23 protein-coding genes are annotated in these 16,622 nt (G+C 39.9%); 1 reads left to right on the top strand and 22 read right to left on the bottom strand.

The window, feature by feature from the left end; all coding sequences use genetic code 11:
- Nucleotides 1-34: 34 nt before the first annotated feature.
- The 15 genes from C9J34_RS19470 to C9J34_RS19410 all read right to left on the bottom strand — a co-directional run bounded on the left by C9J34_RS19470 (nucleotide 35) and on the right by C9J34_RS19410 (nucleotide 9,390).
- A complete protein-coding gene (locus tag C9J34_RS19470) occupies nucleotides 35-277 on the bottom strand; it encodes a hypothetical protein (RefSeq protein ID WP_107841838.1) in 243 nt (80 codons plus the stop codon).
- A 79-nt stretch (nucleotides 278-356) separates the two neighbouring features.
- A complete protein-coding gene (gene accC / locus C9J34_RS19465; protein WP_107841837.1) occupies nucleotides 357-1,718 on the bottom strand; it encodes an acetyl-CoA carboxylase biotin carboxylase subunit in 1,362 nt (453 codons plus the stop codon).
- A 16-nt stretch (nucleotides 1,719-1,734) separates the two neighbouring features.
- A complete protein-coding gene (gene accB / locus C9J34_RS19460; protein WP_107841836.1) occupies nucleotides 1,735-2,235 on the bottom strand; it encodes an acetyl-CoA carboxylase biotin carboxyl carrier protein in 501 nt (166 codons plus the stop codon).
- Between the two features lie 287 nt (nucleotides 2,236-2,522).
- Nucleotides 2,523-3,059 (bottom strand): SpoIIIAH-like family protein, encoded by a 537-nt coding sequence (locus tag C9J34_RS19455; protein WP_107841835.1) that lies wholly within the window; start codon nucleotides 3,057-3,059, stop codon nucleotides 2,523-2,525.
- Nucleotides 3,056-3,424: a hypothetical protein gene (locus C9J34_RS19450; RefSeq protein WP_107841834.1), complete on the bottom strand. Its 369-nt coding sequence runs from the start codon at nucleotides 3,422-3,424 to the stop codon at nucleotides 3,056-3,058. Before C9J34_RS19450 ends, C9J34_RS19455 begins: the two co-directional genes overlap by 4 nt.
- A 407-nt stretch (nucleotides 3,425-3,831) precedes the next feature.
- Nucleotides 3,832-3,963: a hypothetical protein gene (locus tag C9J34_RS22710; RefSeq protein WP_274523379.1), complete on the bottom strand. Its 132-nt coding sequence runs from the start codon at nucleotides 3,961-3,963 to the stop codon at nucleotides 3,832-3,834.
- Entirely contained in the window at nucleotides 3,960-4,871 is a 912-nt protein-coding gene (locus C9J34_RS19445; protein WP_107841833.1) for a stage III sporulation protein AE, read from the bottom strand. Before C9J34_RS19445 ends, C9J34_RS22710 begins: the two co-directional genes overlap by 4 nt.
- A 3-nt stretch (nucleotides 4,872-4,874) precedes the next feature.
- Nucleotides 4,875-5,249, bottom strand: a complete 375-nt coding sequence (locus C9J34_RS19440) for a hypothetical protein (protein WP_107841832.1) — start codon at nucleotides 5,247-5,249, stop codon at nucleotides 4,875-4,877.
- A 2-nt stretch (nucleotides 5,250-5,251) separates the two neighbouring features.
- Nucleotides 5,252-5,461, bottom strand: coding sequence for a stage III sporulation protein AC (locus tag C9J34_RS19435; protein ID WP_042473732.1), 210 nt, complete (start codon nucleotides 5,459-5,461; stop codon nucleotides 5,252-5,254).
- A gap of 82 nt (nucleotides 5,462-5,543) precedes the next feature.
- Nucleotides 5,544-5,696 carry a hypothetical protein gene (locus C9J34_RS22135; RefSeq protein ID WP_193769091.1) on the bottom strand — a complete coding sequence of 51 codons (153 nt, stop codon included), beginning with the start codon at nucleotides 5,694-5,696 and terminating at the stop codon, nucleotides 5,544-5,546.
- 2 nt (nucleotides 5,697-5,698) lie between these two features.
- A complete protein-coding gene (locus C9J34_RS19430) occupies nucleotides 5,699-6,715 on the bottom strand; it encodes an NAD(P)H-dependent flavin oxidoreductase (RefSeq protein ID WP_107841831.1) in 1,017 nt (338 codons plus the stop codon).
- A gap of 108 nt (nucleotides 6,716-6,823) precedes the next feature.
- Nucleotides 6,824-7,381: an elongation factor P gene (efp, locus tag C9J34_RS19425; protein WP_107841830.1), complete on the bottom strand. Its 558-nt coding sequence runs from the start codon at nucleotides 7,379-7,381 to the stop codon at nucleotides 6,824-6,826.
- A 17-nt stretch (nucleotides 7,382-7,398) separates the two neighbouring features.
- Complete coding sequence (locus C9J34_RS19420) at nucleotides 7,399-8,457, bottom strand: M24 family metallopeptidase (protein ID WP_107841829.1); 1,059 nt, start codon at nucleotides 8,455-8,457, stop codon at nucleotides 7,399-7,401.
- Nucleotides 8,458-8,475: 18 nt separating this feature from the next.
- Nucleotides 8,476-8,904 carry a type II 3-dehydroquinate dehydratase gene (gene aroQ, locus C9J34_RS19415; protein ID WP_107841828.1) on the bottom strand — a complete coding sequence of 143 codons (429 nt, stop codon included), beginning with the start codon at nucleotides 8,902-8,904 and terminating at the stop codon, nucleotides 8,476-8,478.
- Between the two features lie 36 nt (nucleotides 8,905-8,940).
- Nucleotides 8,941-9,390 carry a hypothetical protein gene (locus C9J34_RS19410; RefSeq protein ID WP_107841827.1) on the bottom strand — a complete coding sequence of 150 codons (450 nt, stop codon included), beginning with the start codon at nucleotides 9,388-9,390 and terminating at the stop codon, nucleotides 8,941-8,943.
- A 171-nt stretch (nucleotides 9,391-9,561) separates the two neighbouring features.
- Here C9J34_RS19410 and C9J34_RS19405 point away from each other — a divergent pair, with 171 nt between their 5' ends.
- Nucleotides 9,562-10,446: a DUF1385 domain-containing protein gene (locus C9J34_RS19405; protein WP_193769092.1), complete on the top strand. Its 885-nt coding sequence runs from the start codon at nucleotides 9,562-9,564 to the stop codon at nucleotides 10,444-10,446.
- A 201-nt stretch (nucleotides 10,447-10,647) separates the two neighbouring features.
- On the opposite strand, the gene C9J34_RS19400 is transcribed toward C9J34_RS19405, so the two are convergent.
- From C9J34_RS19400 to C9J34_RS19370, 7 genes are all read right to left on the bottom strand, one after another.
- Complete coding sequence (locus C9J34_RS19400; protein ID WP_107841825.1) at nucleotides 10,648-11,535, bottom strand: DMT family transporter; 888 nt, start codon at nucleotides 11,533-11,535, stop codon at nucleotides 10,648-10,650.
- Between the two features lie 278 nt (nucleotides 11,536-11,813).
- Complete coding sequence (locus tag C9J34_RS19395) at nucleotides 11,814-12,185, bottom strand: DUF4181 domain-containing protein (protein ID WP_107841824.1); 372 nt, start codon at nucleotides 12,183-12,185, stop codon at nucleotides 11,814-11,816.
- Complete coding sequence (locus tag C9J34_RS19390) at nucleotides 12,185-12,964, bottom strand: lipoate--protein ligase family protein (RefSeq protein ID WP_107841840.1); 780 nt, start codon at nucleotides 12,962-12,964, stop codon at nucleotides 12,185-12,187. Before C9J34_RS19390 ends, C9J34_RS19395 begins: the two co-directional genes overlap by 1 nt.
- A gap of 173 nt (nucleotides 12,965-13,137) precedes the next feature.
- Nucleotides 13,138-14,007, bottom strand: a complete 870-nt coding sequence (locus C9J34_RS19385; RefSeq protein WP_107841823.1) for a metal ABC transporter permease — start codon at nucleotides 14,005-14,007, stop codon at nucleotides 13,138-13,140.
- Nucleotides 14,007-14,876 carry a metal ABC transporter permease gene (locus tag C9J34_RS19380; RefSeq protein ID WP_107841822.1) on the bottom strand — a complete coding sequence of 290 codons (870 nt, stop codon included), beginning with the start codon at nucleotides 14,874-14,876 and terminating at the stop codon, nucleotides 14,007-14,009. The genes C9J34_RS19385 and C9J34_RS19380 overlap by 1 nt, the downstream gene beginning before the upstream one ends.
- An 11-nt stretch (nucleotides 14,877-14,887) precedes the next feature.
- Nucleotides 14,888-15,616 carry a metal ABC transporter ATP-binding protein gene (locus C9J34_RS19375; protein ID WP_107841821.1) on the bottom strand — a complete coding sequence of 243 codons (729 nt, stop codon included), beginning with the start codon at nucleotides 15,614-15,616 and terminating at the stop codon, nucleotides 14,888-14,890.
- Between the two features lie 9 nt (nucleotides 15,617-15,625).
- A complete protein-coding gene (locus tag C9J34_RS19370) occupies nucleotides 15,626-16,534 on the bottom strand; it encodes a metal ABC transporter solute-binding protein, Zn/Mn family (protein ID WP_107841820.1) in 909 nt (302 codons plus the stop codon).
- Nucleotides 16,535-16,622 lie beyond the last annotated feature (88 nt).

Here is a 16,622-nt window from a genome sequence, read left to right as displayed (position 1 = left end):
AGATGTGTATAAGAGACAGATATAACCCCTTTCGCTAACTATAATTCTTATTATATCTCAATATACCTGTTAATCGCATTTGCTCTTTAACAATCATTAAAGCTGAATGTGCGCTAATACGATTGCCCTTTAATCGAACAGAATTAACATCTACCACAATGGATAGAGCTATAATAAGTGGCTCGTCATGCTCATTCTTAGGATTGATTTTTTTCAACTCAATAGGACTTATATGCTCCAAATCAAATATCCCTGTTCTTTGCTTACTTTTGGACATAAAAAAACCTCCAACCTAAATAAATTTAGTTAGAGGTAAAAAATTTCGGATATTCCGATTTGTTTTATTATCTAAAAGCTTACTTCGCTTTCTCCGCCACACCCAACACATCATTCTCTTCCAAGAACTTCGTATTGAACTTCGCTGATTTAAAGACATCGTTGTTCATTAACGCTTGGTGGAATGGAATTGTTGTGTGAACGCCCTCTACCATAAACTCGCTTAATGCGCGGTTCATTTTGGCGATGGCTTCTTCGCGTGTATCTGCATGAACAATTAGTTTTGCTACCATTGAATCATAGTATGGTGGAATCTTGTAGCCTGGGTATACCGCTGAGTCTACGCGTACGCCATAGCCGCCTGGTGCTAAGTAGTCTGTTACTGTTCCAGCAGATGGCATGAAGTTTTTGTATGCGTTTTCAGCGTTGATACGGCATTCGATTGACCAACCGTTAATTTTGATATCCTCTTGTTTGAAGGGTAATTTCTCACCAGAGGCAATTTTTAATTGCTGTTGCACAAGATCAACACCTGTCACCATTTCTGTTACAGGGTGTTCTACTTGGATACGCGTGTTCATTTCCATGAAGTAGAATTTATCTGCCTGATAATCATAAATGAATTCGATTGTGCCTGCCCCTTCATAGTTACAAGCTTGTGCTGCTTTGACAGCAGCTTCGCCCATTTCTGCACGACGCTCTTCAGAAAGTGCTGGTGATGGCGCTTCCTCTACAAGCTTTTGCATGCGGCGCTGTACAGTACAATCGCGCTCGCCTAAATGCACGACATTGCCGTGGCCGTCTGCTAATACTTGGATTTCACAATGGCGGAAGTACTCGATGAATTTCTCTAAATAAACGCCAGGGTTGCCGAATGCTGCGGCTGCCTCTTTTTGCGTAATATCAATGCCTTTCACAAGCTCTTCTTCTGTGCGTGCGACGCGAATTCCTTTACCACCACCACCTGCTGTTGCTTTAATGATGACAGGATAGCCGATTTTAGCAGCCCATTCTTTACCAGTTTCAATATCAGGAACAATGCCTGTCCCCGGCACAAGTGGTACATCTGCTTTTTCCATCGTTGCACGTGCTACGTCTTTAATGCCCATAATTTTAATGGAATCTGAAGATGGTCCGATAAATTTAATGCCTGCGTTTTCACAAGCCTCTGCAAAATCAGCGTTTTCTGCTACGAAGCCGTAGCCTGGATGGATGCCATCCGCTCCCGTTTTTTGCGCTACACCTAACAACGCTGGGAAGCTTAAATATGAATCCTTTGCTAAGCGTGGACCAATGCAATATGCCTCGTCCGCTAGCTTCACATGTAACGCCTCTGTGTCCGCCTCAGAATAAACAGCAACTGTTTCAATACCTAACTCTTTACATGCACGAATAATACGTACAGCAATCTCGCCACGGTTTGCAATTAATACTTTTTTCATTGGAAGTACCCCCCTGTTATTCAGCTTTTACTAAGAATAATGGTTGACCGTATTCAACAAGTTGACCATCTTTTACAAGTATTTCTACAATCTCACCCTTCACTTCAGCCTCAATCTCATTGAATAATTTCATCGCTTCAACGATACATACGATTGTTTCGTCGCCTACTTTATCGCCTACTTTTACATAAGCTGGTGATTCTGGATTTGGTGCTTGATAGAATGTACCTACCATTGGCGACGTAATTTGGTGTAGGTCAGACGCTTCATGTACAGGTGCTTTTTCAACAGGTGCTACCGCTGCTGGTGCTTCCACTGGTGTCGATGCTGGAGTAGTCTCTACTACTGGCGCTACAGGTGCTGCGACAACTACTTCTTGTTTAGGTACTACTACTTCTGTGACATTGCCTTTTTTCTTTAATTTTACTTTTGCTCCGTTTTCTTCATATACAAACTCGTCAATTGATGAAGCATCTACTAGTTTAATAATTTCACGAATCTCTTGAATTTTGAACATACCAAACTCTCCCTTATTGCTTAATATTATAATCACAATAACTATTTTATAATTTATCCAGACATTTTGAAATAGTTATTTAAAAATTCCCAAGAAATTAGCGTAACACAGCACATCTCCAACAAAATGACGATATTTTCTGATAATTAGTTTTTTACTATAGTAGTTGTAGGACATCTAAGGACTAACGAATTAAAAAACAATAACGGGAAAACAAACAAAAGGCTTTGATTAAGGTAATTTTATAGCCATCACCTTAATCAAGCCTCTTTTTCATCATTATGAATTCAATAATAATTTGATTGGACGTTGACCGTTACTTGAACACCTTCGCCTTGCTCAGACATGACAACATAAATAATTTCATTCGCTTCCTCTTTAGACATTTCATCTGACATCACCGTAACCGCGACCTTCTCACCCTCTATACGAACGAACGCATCCGAATAGCCTAATGATTTAATCAGCATTTCCAACATCGCCTCAGACGAATTGCGCTTTATTAATGCATTCATTTCATTGTAAGCCTCATTTTTTTCCTCTGCTGAATATTGGTCAGAAGCGATTTTTTGCGTATATTGCTCTCTTAGCTGACTGCGCTCATGCTCTACTTCCATACGCATTTGCTCAAATAAATAACTTTCAGATTGCACCGCTCTCGTTTCCTCTGGTAAGCCAGTTAACGTTGTTTCCTGCAATGTGTCATCTGAGAAAATAGCCATCAAATTGATATTTCGATCATTTTCAAATACATAATAAACAGAAATAACAGCCACTAAGCTAAAAAGTGTTAAAAACCAAACTGTTCTACGCTTTACCTTCATTCTCCATCTCCTTTGTTTCGCATCGGTACAATCATTATGCGGTGTGTAGGTATTTCCATTACGCGACTGACAACTTGCAATAATTCTCGTTGTACTGTCGGTTCCACCGCACCTTCACTCACAATTAATATGCCTGTTACGCGTCCTTCCTTTGCACGAAAATAATCGCTAAATATCGCCTCACCTTGCTGTTCATAATGTACATATACTTTTACTTGTCCTACTCCAGCCATTTCCTGAAGTGTTTGCTCTAGCGAACTTCCATCTTGTACAGTCGTTGTTGGTGCTTTTTGATTCGTCATGAGAAAAATTACAACTAAAATAATTGGTATAGCAAGCATCGGTAGATTTAATCGCTTCTGCACATACTTGGACTTACCCCCTTTTAACCAATTACGCCTTGGTTAACTATCATTCAGATTTTTTCAGGCGTGCTCGATTACTCCTTTCACATCTATGACATCCGCTAGAGGCTTAATCTTGATTTGTTTTTGCTGATTTGCACAGCTCCCTAGGGGAAAATTACCACATTATATGAGAGGCTTTTCCTTTATATTCGCAATCAATTACGCCTCGGCGTAATTGCGTCCAGATTTTTTTCAAGCTTGCTCGAAAAACTCCTCTTCAAAATCTGTGACATCCGCCGGAGACTTTGGGCCAACACGATGTTGATCACGCAGTTGTTACCACAGGATGTGGTGTTTTTAGACTGCGTTCTGCTCTGTTAATGGATGTTTAAATGTCTATGCCCATCAAGCATTTTTCTACTGAATCAAAAGAAATCTGCAATATAAGCATAAAAGCAAAGGAAGAGCGCTAGGCGAACATAGACGATAAATTTAGGCTCATCTGCGATAAGTAATAAGCATTGTCCAACTAAAACGAGTGCCAGTATCGTCATCATAAATTTTTCCCCACCCCTAACTGCATAATGACAAACATTAATAGCCAAATGAAAATAAATGTGATAGCAAGCAATATCGCAATGGCACATAACACAAATAATGTATTGCCGATATCATCGATGAAGCCGCTAATATTGGCACTTGTAAATGGCTCGCTAAGCGCCGCTAATAATTTACAGCTAAATGCATATAAAAGGAGTGTTCCTGCTGGATAAAAGGATGCGATTGAAAAAGAGCTAACGAGTGTGAAGCCGGTAATCGTTGTCGCAGTTCCTTGAAACTTTTGAAACATGGAAAAGCCTTGTACAACAATGGAACCTACTAATGGAATCGCTTGCTCCACGACCTTTTTTAAAGGGGTCGTGACTGCCGAATCCACTGCGAAAAAAGCGACACCAGAAATCGTTAATATGAGTGAAAGTGCTAAAGAGGCTGCTGCAATTAAGCTCATCGACGTCATGCGCAATAGATCTGCTAGCTTTTTAAAGGAAATACCTTGTACAAAACGGCTGCAAAAATCAAATAGCAATGCGCTGAGTAGGGCAGGAATCATCACTTTATTCGTAAGATGCATAAGCAATTGCAAGAAAAACAAGACGAGCGGACTCCAAGCGACAAAGGCGAGTATCGATTGAAGAACAATCATGGCGGATGTCAGTACGGGAATAAGTGCTAAAAAAAAGGCGGATAAAATTTCGGCAAACTCTCGCATAATTCGAAATGCCTCAATAACAAGCTCTCCTAATACCAGCACAAGCAAAATAATAAATAACGGCTCCAACCATGCTTTCGCTGTAGGCACAATTGCTTCTAGAATTAAAAAGATAAGCGTATAAAGTGAAACGACAGCAATCATTAAGATAATATTAGAAATTGGTTCACGAAAAACGTTCATAAGCGTGTCCATGTACTACACCCTTTTGAGCAAATTTGACAATGTCTGTATCGCAGGCTCTAGCTCTGTCATCCAATACGTAACGAGTGCAATACGAACAGCGATACGCATCACCTCCCCCAACGCTTCATATTCATGATCCGCTAATAGCGTAAACATAAACTCGCTTATTAGAAAGACGAGCGCTGTATACAATAAAGATCGTGCATATGGAACGTGCTGAATGATTGCGAGAAAATGACGAGCCCACGGCATGATAGATTGTACAAAAACAAATTGCAAAAAAATAAAGGTAAAAATAATTGTAAATAAAGGGTGTAGTGAGGGCATTGCTTGTTTCATCAATTGCAGCAGCAACAGCAAAATTACAACAGCGAATATCGTTGTCATTGTCACCCCGAAGAAGTAAGCCATTGAAAGAAAATAAGTATTTCATTAAAAAACAAACGCAAAAAACGAATAAGCTCTGCCGTCATATACAAATAAGCAATAAAAAATAGAAAAAATGAAAATTCCTTTTTCCCCGTTTGCTCAAAAAATATATGCAGCAAGGCAATCACAAGCCCTACCCCTGCAACGCGAAGTACATCTTGAAGCTCCAAAGTCTAGCCTCCTTACGTATCGCATTATATGTGGGCTAACGATATGATAGAACTTTTCTGGGGAAACAAAAACATTCATAGCTCAAAAGTAATGATTCGCCCAACGAAGTGGCAAATTCGCCCGACTAACAGCTAAATTCGCCCAACCAGCATCGGAAATCGCCCAGCCATCAATCCAATTCGCCCAACCAACATAAAAAATGGAAGTATCTGCTTTATTTGCAGACACTTCCATTTTTATTTAGCAATCTCTCCCAACAACTCTTCCACAATATCCGCAACCTTTGCTTCTTTCGCTAGATGGCCGTTTGTGCCCATCCATAACGATAAAAATTCGGGGCGACCTTGTGCTGTGCTTTCTTTACGAATGGCTGTTGTTAAATGGTGTTGTAAAGGATATGGTGCAACAATAGCATCCTTTAAACGCTCTGTGAAGTCGTTTTTTAAGCCGCGCGCATATTTGCCTGTAAATGCCTTCGTCAATGTTGTCGCGTCACCTTCTGATTGTAAAATGGCTTGCTTATACAATGGAGATACTTCACTTTCAACAGCGACTAAAAATGCTGTCCCCACTTGCACGGCTGCTGCGCCTTGTGCTAAAGTGTCCTTCACCTGACGCGCTGTAGCGATGCCGCCTGCTACAATGACGGGGATGGTCACTTGATCGATTACTTGCGCTAATAAATCGTCCAAACTGATTAATTCCAAAGGCTCTGTAAACGTACCGCGATGACCGCCTGCCTCACTTCCTTGGAGCACAATTGCATCAAGTCCAGCCGATTCAACAGCCTTTGCCTCTTGTAATGTTGTGGCTGTACCAATCGTGTAAATACCTGCTGCCTTCAAACCAGCAATATCATCGGCTGTTGGAAGCCCAAACGTAAATGAGCAAATGGCTACATTTTCATCAATGACAGCTTGTAATTGATCTGAATAAACATCCTTTGAAATAACCGTCTGTACAGGCGGAATGTTTAACTCCTCGTAAATTGGCTGCAATGCGACACGTGCCTCCTGCAATACAGCCACATCTATTTTAGGCTCTTCTTGCACAAATAAATTAATAGCAAAAGGCTTATTTGTCCCTTTTTTTACCGCTTGAATAAATGCTCGTGTGGCATCGCCATCTAAATAACCTGCGCCAATCGAGCCTAAAATACCAGCCTCACAGCTAGCAATCACGAGCTGAGGTGTTGTGACACCCGCCATTGGTGCTTGAATAATTGGTTTTTGAATTTGAAATTGCTGCAACATTTGTCATCACTCCTTATTTTCTATTGTAATACTTTTCGCCTATCGTTACTATAGAAAAAAGCTGGTTCATAAGCACCTTGCCTATAAACCAGCTAATTATTTTACTTATTACGCACGTGAAACGTAAGTACCTTCAGATGTGTTAATAATTAATTTGTCCCCTTCGTTTACGAAGAATGGTACGTTTACCATTAAGCCTGTTTGCATTTTAGCTGGCTTTGAACCACCTGAAGCAGTATCACCTTTAATACCAGGCTCCGTTTCAGCAACTTCTAAAACAACTGTGTTTGGTAATTCAACACCTAACATTTCACCTTGGTATGATTGAATGTGGATTTCCATATTTTCTAATAAATATAGCAACTCCTCTTCAATTTGTGCTGCTGCTAACGTTGTTTGGTCATATGATTCCATGTCCATAAATACGTGCTCATCACCTTGTGCATATAAGTATTGCATTTTACGATTTTCGATCATCGCTTTTTCTACTTTTTCACCTGCACGGAACGTTTTTTCGTTGACGTTACCGTTGCGCAAGTTACGTAGTTTTGAACGCACAAAGGCAGCACCTTTACCTGGCTTCACGTGTTGGAAATCCAAAACACGGTATAATTGGCCATCAACGATAATTGTTAGACCTGTGCGAAAATCGTTTACTGAAATCATCTTTATTTTCCTCCAAATTATAAAATAATTAAATCTTTTGTAGAATGCGTTAATTTTTCATTGCCTGTTGCTGTAATAAGTATATCATCCTCGATACGTACACCGCCAATGCCCGGCAAATAAACACCCGGCTCAATTGTAACAGCCATACCTGGCTCTAACACTGTTTCTGAACGGAATGATAGCCCAGGGCCCTCATGCACTTCTAAGCCAATGCCATGACCCGTTGAATGTCCGAATGCCTCGCCATAGCCTTTTGATGTTAAATAATCACGCGCTACTGCATCCGCCTCAATTCCTGTCATCCCAGGACCTACTTTCTCTAAAGCAAGCAACTGTGATTCCAATACGACATTGTACATTTCAACTAGCTTCTCAGAAGGCTGTCCAACAGCAATTGTACGTGTAATATCAGAAATATAGCCATTATACAATGCACCGAAGTCAAGTGTGACAAAATCGCCCTTTTCAATGATTTTATTTGTCGCAACACCATGTGGCAATGCGGAACGCACACCACTTGCTACGATAATATCAAATGACGAGCTTGTCGCACCCTGCTTACGCATGAAAAATTCAAGCTCATTCGACACCTCAAGCTCTGTTTTACCAGGCTCAATAAAGCCTAAAATATGTGTAAATGCTTGATCTGCAATTTCACATGCAGCCTTAATAATAGTAATCTCTTGTTCTGTCTTAATCAAGCGAATTTTTTCAATTAAGCCCGCAGTTGGCACAAATTCAGCTTTCACGGCATTTTTATAAAGAGCATATGTACCATAAGTCAGCGCTTCTTTTTCAAATCCAAGCGTTTGCACACCCATTAAGGCCGCTTGCTTTGCCACTTCATCAATGATTAAGCCACTATGCTGCACAATGCGGAAATCCTTCACTTGCTCTGCCGCTTGCTCCGTGTAGCGGAAGTCCGTAATAAATACTGCATCATCCTTTGATACGATGGCTACTCCCGCCGTACCAGTAAAGCCTGTCATATAACGACGGTTATAGTCGTTTGTAATCAGTAATGCGTCGATTTTTTCATCGATTAATGCTTGACGTAATTTTGCTAATTTCATGTTGTGATTTCCCCTTTTTTATTGTTGTAAAAATTTGCGTACAGCTAAATCATAGCCGATTGTACCGAGACCGCAAATTTGCCCGACACATTCTGCTGCTAGCATGGAATGATGGCGGAATGGCTCACGCTTATGGATGTTGGAAATATGTACTTCAATGACAGGGACAGTTACAGATGCAATTGCATCGCGTAAAGCAACACTTGTATGCGTGTAAGCACCTGGGTTGAAAACAATACCTGTCATTTGCTGATCCTCCGCCTCATGAATCCAATCAATCAACTGTCCCTCATGATTCGATTGTCGAAAATCAATTTCACTTTGCAAGCTTGCCGCAAGTGCCTGTAATCTCACTTCAACATCAGCTAATGTTTCCGTTCCATAAATTTCTGGCTCACGCTTACCAAGCCGATTTAAATTTGGTCCATTTAATACGAGCAATCTCACTATGTTTCCCCTTCCCTTTTAATTGACGACATAATTTTATTTTATCATAGTGTTTTTATACATCAACTTATTTCGATGAGCGAATTTTCTACTATAATAATGAAATTGCGCTGTTTCAATCACGAAGCGGCATACTGTAATCGTCACAACGATAAATGGGATGGATAGTTTTTTAAAAGACTCCTTTTCTGCTGGCAAATCATAAATCACCCATTCCGCTAAAAAAGCAAAGGCAAGCCCTATTATGAAGGAAGTAAAGAACGCTGGCACACGCCAAGCATATTGCAGTACAATATATAACAATAAAAATAAAAGAAATAATACGAGACCGAGCAAAAGCCATGCAGTAAATGGCGCTATTGTTAAATCCCATTTTTTCACGAAGCCAATCGGATGCCATGAAATAAAAGAAAAATAATGTAAAAATTTCAAAACGCATGAAAAGCCAATCGCACTAACGATGCTTGTAATGATAGCTAAAGACATAAAATTCCCTCCCTTTCCTGTATTTTTACCAAAATACACAAGTCGTATGCGTTTTCGTAGTTCTTTTTGAAAAAATTTAGTACAATAATTTAGAAACTATTTAAGAGAGTGGTGTACATAGTGAGCAAGGAAGTACCCGTATATGGTGGACAAGCGCTATTAGAAGGCGTAATGTTTGCTGGAAAAGAACACATGGTCACAGCGATACGTCGCAATGACAATTCAATTGATTATTTTCATGTAGAAAAAAAGAAAAAACCTTTATACCAAAAATTAAAGAAAATTCCTTTCGTGCGAGGTGTTGTTGCTTTAATCGAATCGGCAGGCTTCGGCTCGCGTCATTTACAGTTTGCAAGCGAGCGCTATGACGTAACGCCTGGAGAGGAAGAGGAAAATAGCGAAGAACCATCAAAGCTACAAATGATTTTAGGGGTAGCGGTTGTCGGAGTGCTTTCCTTCTTGTTCGGGAAATTTGTCTTTACCCTTGTGCCTGTCTTTTTAGCTGATTTATTTTCAAACTGGGTTCCAAATAAAACAGGCCAAATCTTTTTAGAAACAGCGTTTAAACTCATATTGCTATTAGGCTATCTACAGCTCATTGCGATGACGCCGATTATTAAGCGTGTCTTTCAATATCATGGCGCGGAGCATAAAGTCATTAATTGCCATGAGGCAGGTCTTGAGCTAACCGTAGAAAATGTCCAAAAGCAATCGCGTCTGCATTATCGTTGCGGCTCAAGCTTTATTTTATTTACGGTTATTGTCGGTATGTTCGTCTACTTTTTCGTACCAACAGATCCACTATGGCTACGCGTCGTGAACCGTATTTTATTAATTCCTGTCGTGCTTGGCATTTCCTTCGAAGTACTACAAGCAACGAACGCTTTGCGCAATGTGCCTGTCCTACGCTTTTTAGGCTATCCGGGCCTTTGGCTACAGCTTTTAACAACGAAGGAGCCAAAAGATGACCAAGTCGAAGTAGCTATCGCTTCATTCAACAAGCTACACGAAGTAGAAAAACATCCAGAAGTAGCTGCGACTTTACACCATGATTAAATGAAAGGAGCTGTCCAAAAAGGTATCACCTTTTTAGACAAGCTCCTATTTTTGAGTGTAACTGAGCGAATGTAGTTGCCTTGCGGGCGAATTTCGCTTGTTAACGGGCGAAAATGGTCGTTTTGCGGGCGAATCATTACTTTTGAACTAGTAATACGATAAAAATCAAAAAAGCTGTCATTTTTCTGACAGCTTCTTTCCCTATGTACGCCCCATCTTTTTCATCATACGATTTTTAAAATAAGCAGGCTTTAATTCCGCAATTAAAATCGCCACCATAATTAATATAGCCCCTATTGTCATTTTAAATGTCAATACTTCATGTAAAAATAATATAGCGAATAGTGTACCAAATAACGCCTCTGTTGATAAAATAATGGCCGCCTTCGTTGCCGTCGTATATTTATGTGCCACATTTTGTAAGACGTAGGCAAGTGTTGTTGAAAACACCGCTAAATAAATAATCGCATAAATTCCCTCTTTTGCAATGGTGGTCGGGATCTCTCCTTGCATAATGACGACGAGCGTTCCAATGACTGCCGCTGTCACAAACTGTACAATTGTTAAAACAAGCGCATCCTCTTTTTGCACAAAATAATTCGTATAAAAAATATCGAATGCAAAGCCCACCGCACAAATTAATGTTAACATATCACCAATATTCATCTTGAAAGAGCCCTGTAATGACAACAGCCCAATGCCGATTAATGCGAGAACAGAGCCAAACATTTCGTAGCCATCAATTTTCCGCTTATAAAAAATAAAGGCAATTAACGGCACAATAACCACATTCACTGCCGTAATAAAGGCATTTTTCGATGCGGTCGTATACTCAAGTCCCACCGTTTGAAAAGCAAATGCGACATATAAAATCGTCCCTAATATTGCCCCCTTCCAAACAACTGACCAACGCAACCCTTTTAGTTTATAGCCAAATAAGATTAATAAAATAATTGCTGCTAAGATAAAACGCCCTGCCATCACTTGATAAGCAGTTAAATAATTTAATGCGATGGCTACAACAACGAAGCCGCTTCCCCAAACGATTGCTGTAATCAGCATCATCGCGTCTCCCATATACTTTTTCACTTCATTTCCTCCTCACTGCTTCATCATAGCAGAAAAAGAAGAACTATCCGCTCTTTCCTCACAAATTAAGTAAATTTTTCGATAACTTATTCGAAAGTTTGCAATTCGTCAAATTCATCGCTCAAATGGAGCATTTTCATCTTTAAAACAACAAAAGACCAAGATGCTGATTCACTAGCACCTTGATCTTTCCTCTACTTTATCCCGTATTAACAATCTTTTTTGTACCAAAAGCGAAGCGTCAGGTACAGGCTATAAGCCCCCCACTGATTGAAGGTTTACTTTATAAAAAAACTATAAATAAAAATCCCTGCAAATGCCACCATTACTGATAATGCTTGGACAAAGGAAATAATATGATGACGTAAATAAGCATCATATTTCTTTTCTAAAATGCCGCGCGTAACTAAAATCACGACAAAGCCAATCGGGATAAAGGCTACAGACCAAAGCTCCAGCGCGGGTGTCAAAAGCACAATACCTAGCACAACGACTGCAATCACAGCTAACTCAAATGGCAGCTGCCATTTCGTTTTATATTGATAAAACATCGTTCCCTCTACACGAATATAGCCTACTTTACGCTTTAAAATCGGGATGAAAATCCATTGGTATAGTATCATAACAATAAGAATAGCTATATATTCCATTATTTTCTAAAATTCCATTCATCATTTGCGTATTTTCTTGCCTCTAGCTCCTTTACATAAGCCAGCTGCTCCTCTGTTAATGTGTATGGCACAAGCTCAATATGTAATGATTTTTCAAAGCCTGTTTTAAATGCTTCCACACATTGTGGAATCGTAAAAGGTGTATCCACAAAGCGATTCATCGCAACCGCTTTTTCAGGTAGCTTCTCACGCATTTTTTGCTTGATTCTCTCAGAAGAAAATTTAAATACGGACAATAGCTTTTCCTCATCCAACTCTAGTAAAATAGCTCCGTGCTGCAAAATAACACCCTTTTGACGCGTCTGTGCACTTCCAGCCACCTTTTTGCCTTCTACCACTAGTTCATACCAGCTCGGTGCATCAAAGCATACGGCGCTTCTAGGTTTCTTTAAATCTGCTTGCTTTTCCTCTGTATCTGGTACGCTAAAATAAGCATCTAACCCTAGATTTTGAAAGCCTAACAAAATCCCTTCACTTAGTACACGATAAGCCTCTGTTACTGTTTTCGGCATATTTGGGTACTCTTCTGACACAATAATTGAATACGTTAGCTCTTGGTCATGCAATACTGCACGTCCACCAGTAGGTCGACGTACAAAGCCTAAGTTTTGACGTTTTACAGCTTCCAAATCAATATCGCGCTCTGCCTGCTGAAAATAACCAATCGACAATGTCGCTGGATTCCATTCATAAAAACGAATCACTGGCGGAATGCTACCTTCACTATGCCAATCAAGTAATGCCTCATCTAATGCCATATTAAATGATGGTGAACAAGGCCCTGAGTTAATAAAATACCACTTTTCCAATGCTGTCATCTCCTTGACGAAACTTTCCTCTTCTAAATTACCATACATAGCAGGTTGATAGTAAACAATTTGTTTAAAAATATCAAAAGACATGGGTACAATATGCAACCCATGCCTTCCCTTTAAAAAGAACCCCTGCTAGTAACTGCCTTTTTATTTACCTGCTGTTGTAATTTATCAACGATGAAGACCAGGATAAAAATAACGCCAACAGCGGCAGCCATCATTCCTGCGATAGAAGTATCTAACCATTTTGCTGCATAATAGCCCATGATAGCAGATGCAACACCGAAGCTCATACTCCATATAAACATTTCCTTAATCGATTTGCTAATTAAATAGGCAGTTGCCGCTGGACCAATCAGCATTGCCACAACTAAAATGGCCCCGACACTATCAAAGGCAGCAACCGTTGTTAGCGAAATCGTTGTCATAAAAGCATAGTGCAATAAAATCACTGGCAAGCCAATTGTTGCCGCATAGACATAATCGAATGTTGAAAGCTTCATCTCCTTGTAGAATAGTAGAAGGAATGCCACATTAATGACTAAAACAAGCAGCAGCATCCACACTGCTTTTGGCATTGTAATGGATAAAAATGTCCATTTATCCCATGGCACAAAGGAAATTTCCCCCATTAATACATGCTCTACATCTAAATGAACATTGCCTGCAAATAACGTAATAAGTAAAACGCCTAAGGCAAATAAAGAGGTAAATGTCACACCAATCGCCGCATCCTCTTGAATGCCTGAAGATTGCAGCAACTGTACTAAATAAGCAGTCAAAATTCCTGCTACTGCTGCACCAACTAACATCCACAAGCCATTCAATGACTGTGTAATAATAAAAGCCATCACAATACCAAATAATACCGTATGACTAATGGCATCTGCAATCATTGACATTTTACGAAGAATTAAAAAGACCCCTGCAATACCACATGTAATACCAACTAAAATCCCTGTTAAAATAACCCAAAATTCAATCATTACACTTCACCTTGCTGAAATTTGTTTTTTGTTATATATTTGCTTATTTGTCCAGATTTCGGGCTAAAGAGATAGGAGACGAAAAAGATGCTGGCAGCACATAAAACAATAATTGGTCCTGTTGATAACCCTACACGTAATGAGCTAATAAATGTTCCCACAACACCTGCTAAGCCTCCTGCAATGCCGCTAAATAATAACATCGCACTTAGCCTTTTCGTCCACAATTTAGCGCTTGCTGCTGGAATAATCAAGAGTGCTGACATTAAAATAACACCGACCGCTTGAATGCCTGTCACAATCGTCATCACAATAAGTGCCGTTAAACAAGCCTTTAATGCCTCCACTGGTAAGCCGATGCCCTTTGCATAGACTGGATCAAATATGATTAACTTCCATTCCTTATACATTAAAAGGCTAACAGCTATAATAATAATCGCACTCATAAAAAGCCACGTTAAATCTGATTTTGTCATCGTGGCCGCTTTGCCAAAAATAAAATCATTTAAGCCGCTTTGATTGCCTAGCGGACTGCGGTTAACAATCGTTAATAGCACAATACCTACACCGAAAAATACAGCTAACACTAGCCCAATCGCCGCATCGGCCTTCAGCTTTGAATACGTCACAATCCATTGAATGCAATAAATAGAAAGAGCTGAAGTAAGAGCTGCACCAATCATTAGAATAGGTAGCTCTTTTTGACCTGTTAATAAAAAGGCTAGCGCTATACCTGGCAATGTCGCATGTGCCGCAGCATCACCTACTAAACTTTGCTTTTGTAAGAAGGAAAACGTTCCTGTAATACCAGCAGCTATACCAAGAAGCGACGTTCCCATTAACACCCAAAGTAAATTTCCAGATAACATCGTATCCCTCCTTACATCGCTTCCATCATTAATAATTTACCACCATATGTTTGCTGTAGCTTCTCTCTCGTAAATACTTCTCCCGTTTTACCCGCAGCTAAAATCGTTTTATTTAATAAAATGGTGTAATCAAAATACTCTGTAACGGTTTGTAAATCATGATGAACAACAAAAATACTTTTTCCTTGTGCCTTTAAATTTTTTAAAATATCAATAATTGTTTTTTCCGTTGCTGCATCAACCCCTGCAAACGGCTCATCTAAAAAGTAAACTTCCGCGTTTTGTGCCAGCGCTCTAGCTAAGAACACGCGCTGCTGCTGACCTCCTGAAAGCTGACCGATTGAGCGCTCTGCAAAATCCTGCATGCCAACACTCGTTAAAGCCTGCATCGCAATCACTCGGTCCTGCTTTGTTGGGCGCTTAAACAAACCTCGATGCCCATAACGCCCCATTAGCACTACATCAATAGCTGTTGTTGGAAAATCCCAATCAACGGCATTGCGCTGTGGTACATAGCCAACAACTAAGTTTCTTGGTGCAAAAGCCTTCCCTAAAATCTCAACCTTCCCAATTTTATTCGGTAACTGGTTCAATATCGCTTTTAAAAAGGTCGATTTGCCAGCCCCATTCGGCCCAATAATCGCCGCTAAATGTCCAGTTGGTACGGACACGCTCGCATTTTCAAGCACCGTTTTTTTATCATAAGCAACCGATAAATTTTTAACAACTAAAGCTTCCATCTCTTCCACCTACTTCAATGCATCGACAATTGTGTCGACATTATGTTTATACATTCCTAAATACGTGCCTTCTTCCGTCCCTTCAGCACCCATTGCATCTGAGAACAATTCGCCACCAATTATGACAGCGTGACCTTTTTCCTTTGCCCCCTCAATAACTGCCTTCATCGCCTTATCCGATACACTTGACTCGATAAAAATGGCTTTGATCTTGTTTTCTACTAAATAATTCACCATATTTTGCACATCCTTTACACCATACTCAGAATCTGTGCTTAGTCCCTGCAAGCCACGCACATCAAATCCTAAGCTTTCACCAAAATAATTAAAGGCATCATGCGCTGTGACTAAAATACGCTGTGACGCTGGAATTTCCTCTGTACGACCAGCTACATATTCCTTTAATTCATCCAATTGAGCTAAATAAGCCTCTTCATTTGCTTTAAAATCATCTTTATATGCTGGATACTCCTCGGCTAATGTCTGACCAATCTCAGCAACAACCTCTTTCCATAAATCAATAGCAAACCAAATGTGTGGATCAGGCAATGCGGCATCGTCTTCATCCGCTAATAATGCACTTTTATCTAACTGCTCTCCTACTGCTAACACCGTTTTTTCCTCAGCCATTTGGTCAAAAATATCCTGCATCTGCCCTTCTAAATGTAAGCCATTATAAAAAATAACTTCCGCACCATCCAGCTTCGTTAAATCACTTTGCGTCGCTTTGTATAAATGAGGGTCTACACCTGGGCCCATTAATGTTGTCACTTGCAAATGCTCTCCACCAATCATTTTAATGGCATCGCCAATTTGTCCTGTCGTTGCCACAACATTCCCCTCTTTTGCATCTTCTTTTCCATCACTACATGCGGCTAATAATAAAGTTAGCCCTAAAACTGCTAAAAAACGTTTCATTATCTCCTAAACTCCTTTTCTATTTTTAAAGTTTTCCGAAGCATACAGCGCCAACAAATCCATATGACAAAAAATAGCAGTGCGATTG

The organism is Metasolibacillus meyeri (assembly GCF_003049505.1).
In the GTDB taxonomy this organism is placed as follows: Bacteria; Bacillota; Bacilli; order Bacillales_A; family Planococcaceae; genus Metasolibacillus; species Metasolibacillus meyeri.
The sequence above is the reverse complement of the archived record's forward strand: the minus strand, read 5'-3'. Positions and strand labels throughout refer to the sequence as shown.

What these genes read in the sequence shown, in the direction of transcription:
- C9J34_RS19470 (WP_107841838.1), bottom strand. Translation starts at nt 277, where the DNA reads ATGTCCAAAAGTAAGCAAAGAACAGGGATATTTGATTTGGAGCATATA.
- accC (WP_107841837.1), bottom strand. Translation starts at nt 1,718, where the DNA reads ATGAAAAAAGTATTAATTGCAAACCGTGGCGAGATTGCTGTACGTATT.
- accB (WP_107841836.1), bottom strand. Translation starts at nt 2,235, where the DNA reads ATGTTCAAAATTCAAGAGATTCGTGAAATTATTAAACTAGTAGATGCT.
- C9J34_RS19455 (WP_107841835.1), bottom strand. Translation starts at nt 3,059, where the DNA reads ATGAAGGTAAAGCGTAGAACAGTTTGGTTTTTAACACTTTTTAGCTTA.
- C9J34_RS22710 (WP_274523379.1), bottom strand. Translation starts at nt 3,963, where the DNA reads ATGATGACGATACTGGCACTCGTTTTAGTTGGACAATGCTTATTACTT.
- C9J34_RS19445 (WP_107841833.1), bottom strand. Translation starts at nt 4,871, where the DNA reads ATGGACACGCTTATGAACGTTTTTCGTGAACCAATTTCTAATATTATC.
- C9J34_RS19440 (WP_107841832.1), bottom strand. Translation starts at nt 5,249, where the DNA reads ATGACAACGATATTCGCTGTTGTAATTTTGCTGTTGCTGCTGCAATTG.
- C9J34_RS22135 (WP_193769091.1), bottom strand. Translation starts at nt 5,696, where the DNA reads ATGGAAGTGTCTGCAAATAAAGCAGATACTTCCATTTTTTATGTTGGT.
- C9J34_RS19430 (WP_107841831.1), bottom strand. Translation starts at nt 6,715, where the DNA reads ATGTTGCAGCAATTTCAAATTCAAAAACCAATTATTCAAGCACCAATG.
- efp (WP_107841830.1), bottom strand. Translation starts at nt 7,381, where the DNA reads ATGATTTCAGTAAACGATTTTCGCACAGGTCTAACAATTATCGTTGAT.
- C9J34_RS19420 (WP_107841829.1), bottom strand. Translation starts at nt 8,457, where the DNA reads ATGAAATTAGCAAAATTACGTCAAGCATTAATCGATGAAAAAATCGAC.
- C9J34_RS19410 (WP_107841827.1), bottom strand. Translation starts at nt 9,390, where the DNA reads ATGTCTTTAGCTATCATTACAAGCATCGTTAGTGCGATTGGCTTTTCA.
- C9J34_RS19405 (WP_193769092.1), top strand. Translation starts at nt 9,562, where the DNA reads ATGTTTGCTGGAAAAGAACACATGGTCACAGCGATACGTCGCAATGAC.
- C9J34_RS19395 (WP_107841824.1), bottom strand. Translation starts at nt 12,185, where the DNA reads ATGGAATATATAGCTATTCTTATTGTTATGATACTATACCAATGGATT.
- C9J34_RS19390 (WP_107841840.1), bottom strand. Translation starts at nt 12,964, where the DNA reads ATGGCATTAGATGAGGCATTACTTGATTGGCATAGTGAAGGTAGCATT.
- C9J34_RS19385 (WP_107841823.1), bottom strand. Translation starts at nt 14,007, where the DNA reads ATGATTGAATTTTGGGTTATTTTAACAGGGATTTTAGTTGGTATTACA.
- C9J34_RS19380 (WP_107841822.1), bottom strand. Translation starts at nt 14,876, where the DNA reads ATGTTATCTGGAAATTTACTTTGGGTGTTAATGGGAACGTCGCTTCTT.
- C9J34_RS19375 (WP_107841821.1), bottom strand. Translation starts at nt 15,616, where the DNA reads ATGGAAGCTTTAGTTGTTAAAAATTTATCGGTTGCTTATGATAAAAAA.
- C9J34_RS19370 (WP_107841820.1), bottom strand. Translation starts at nt 16,534, where the DNA reads ATGAAACGTTTTTTAGCAGTTTTAGGGCTAACTTTATTATTAGCCGCA.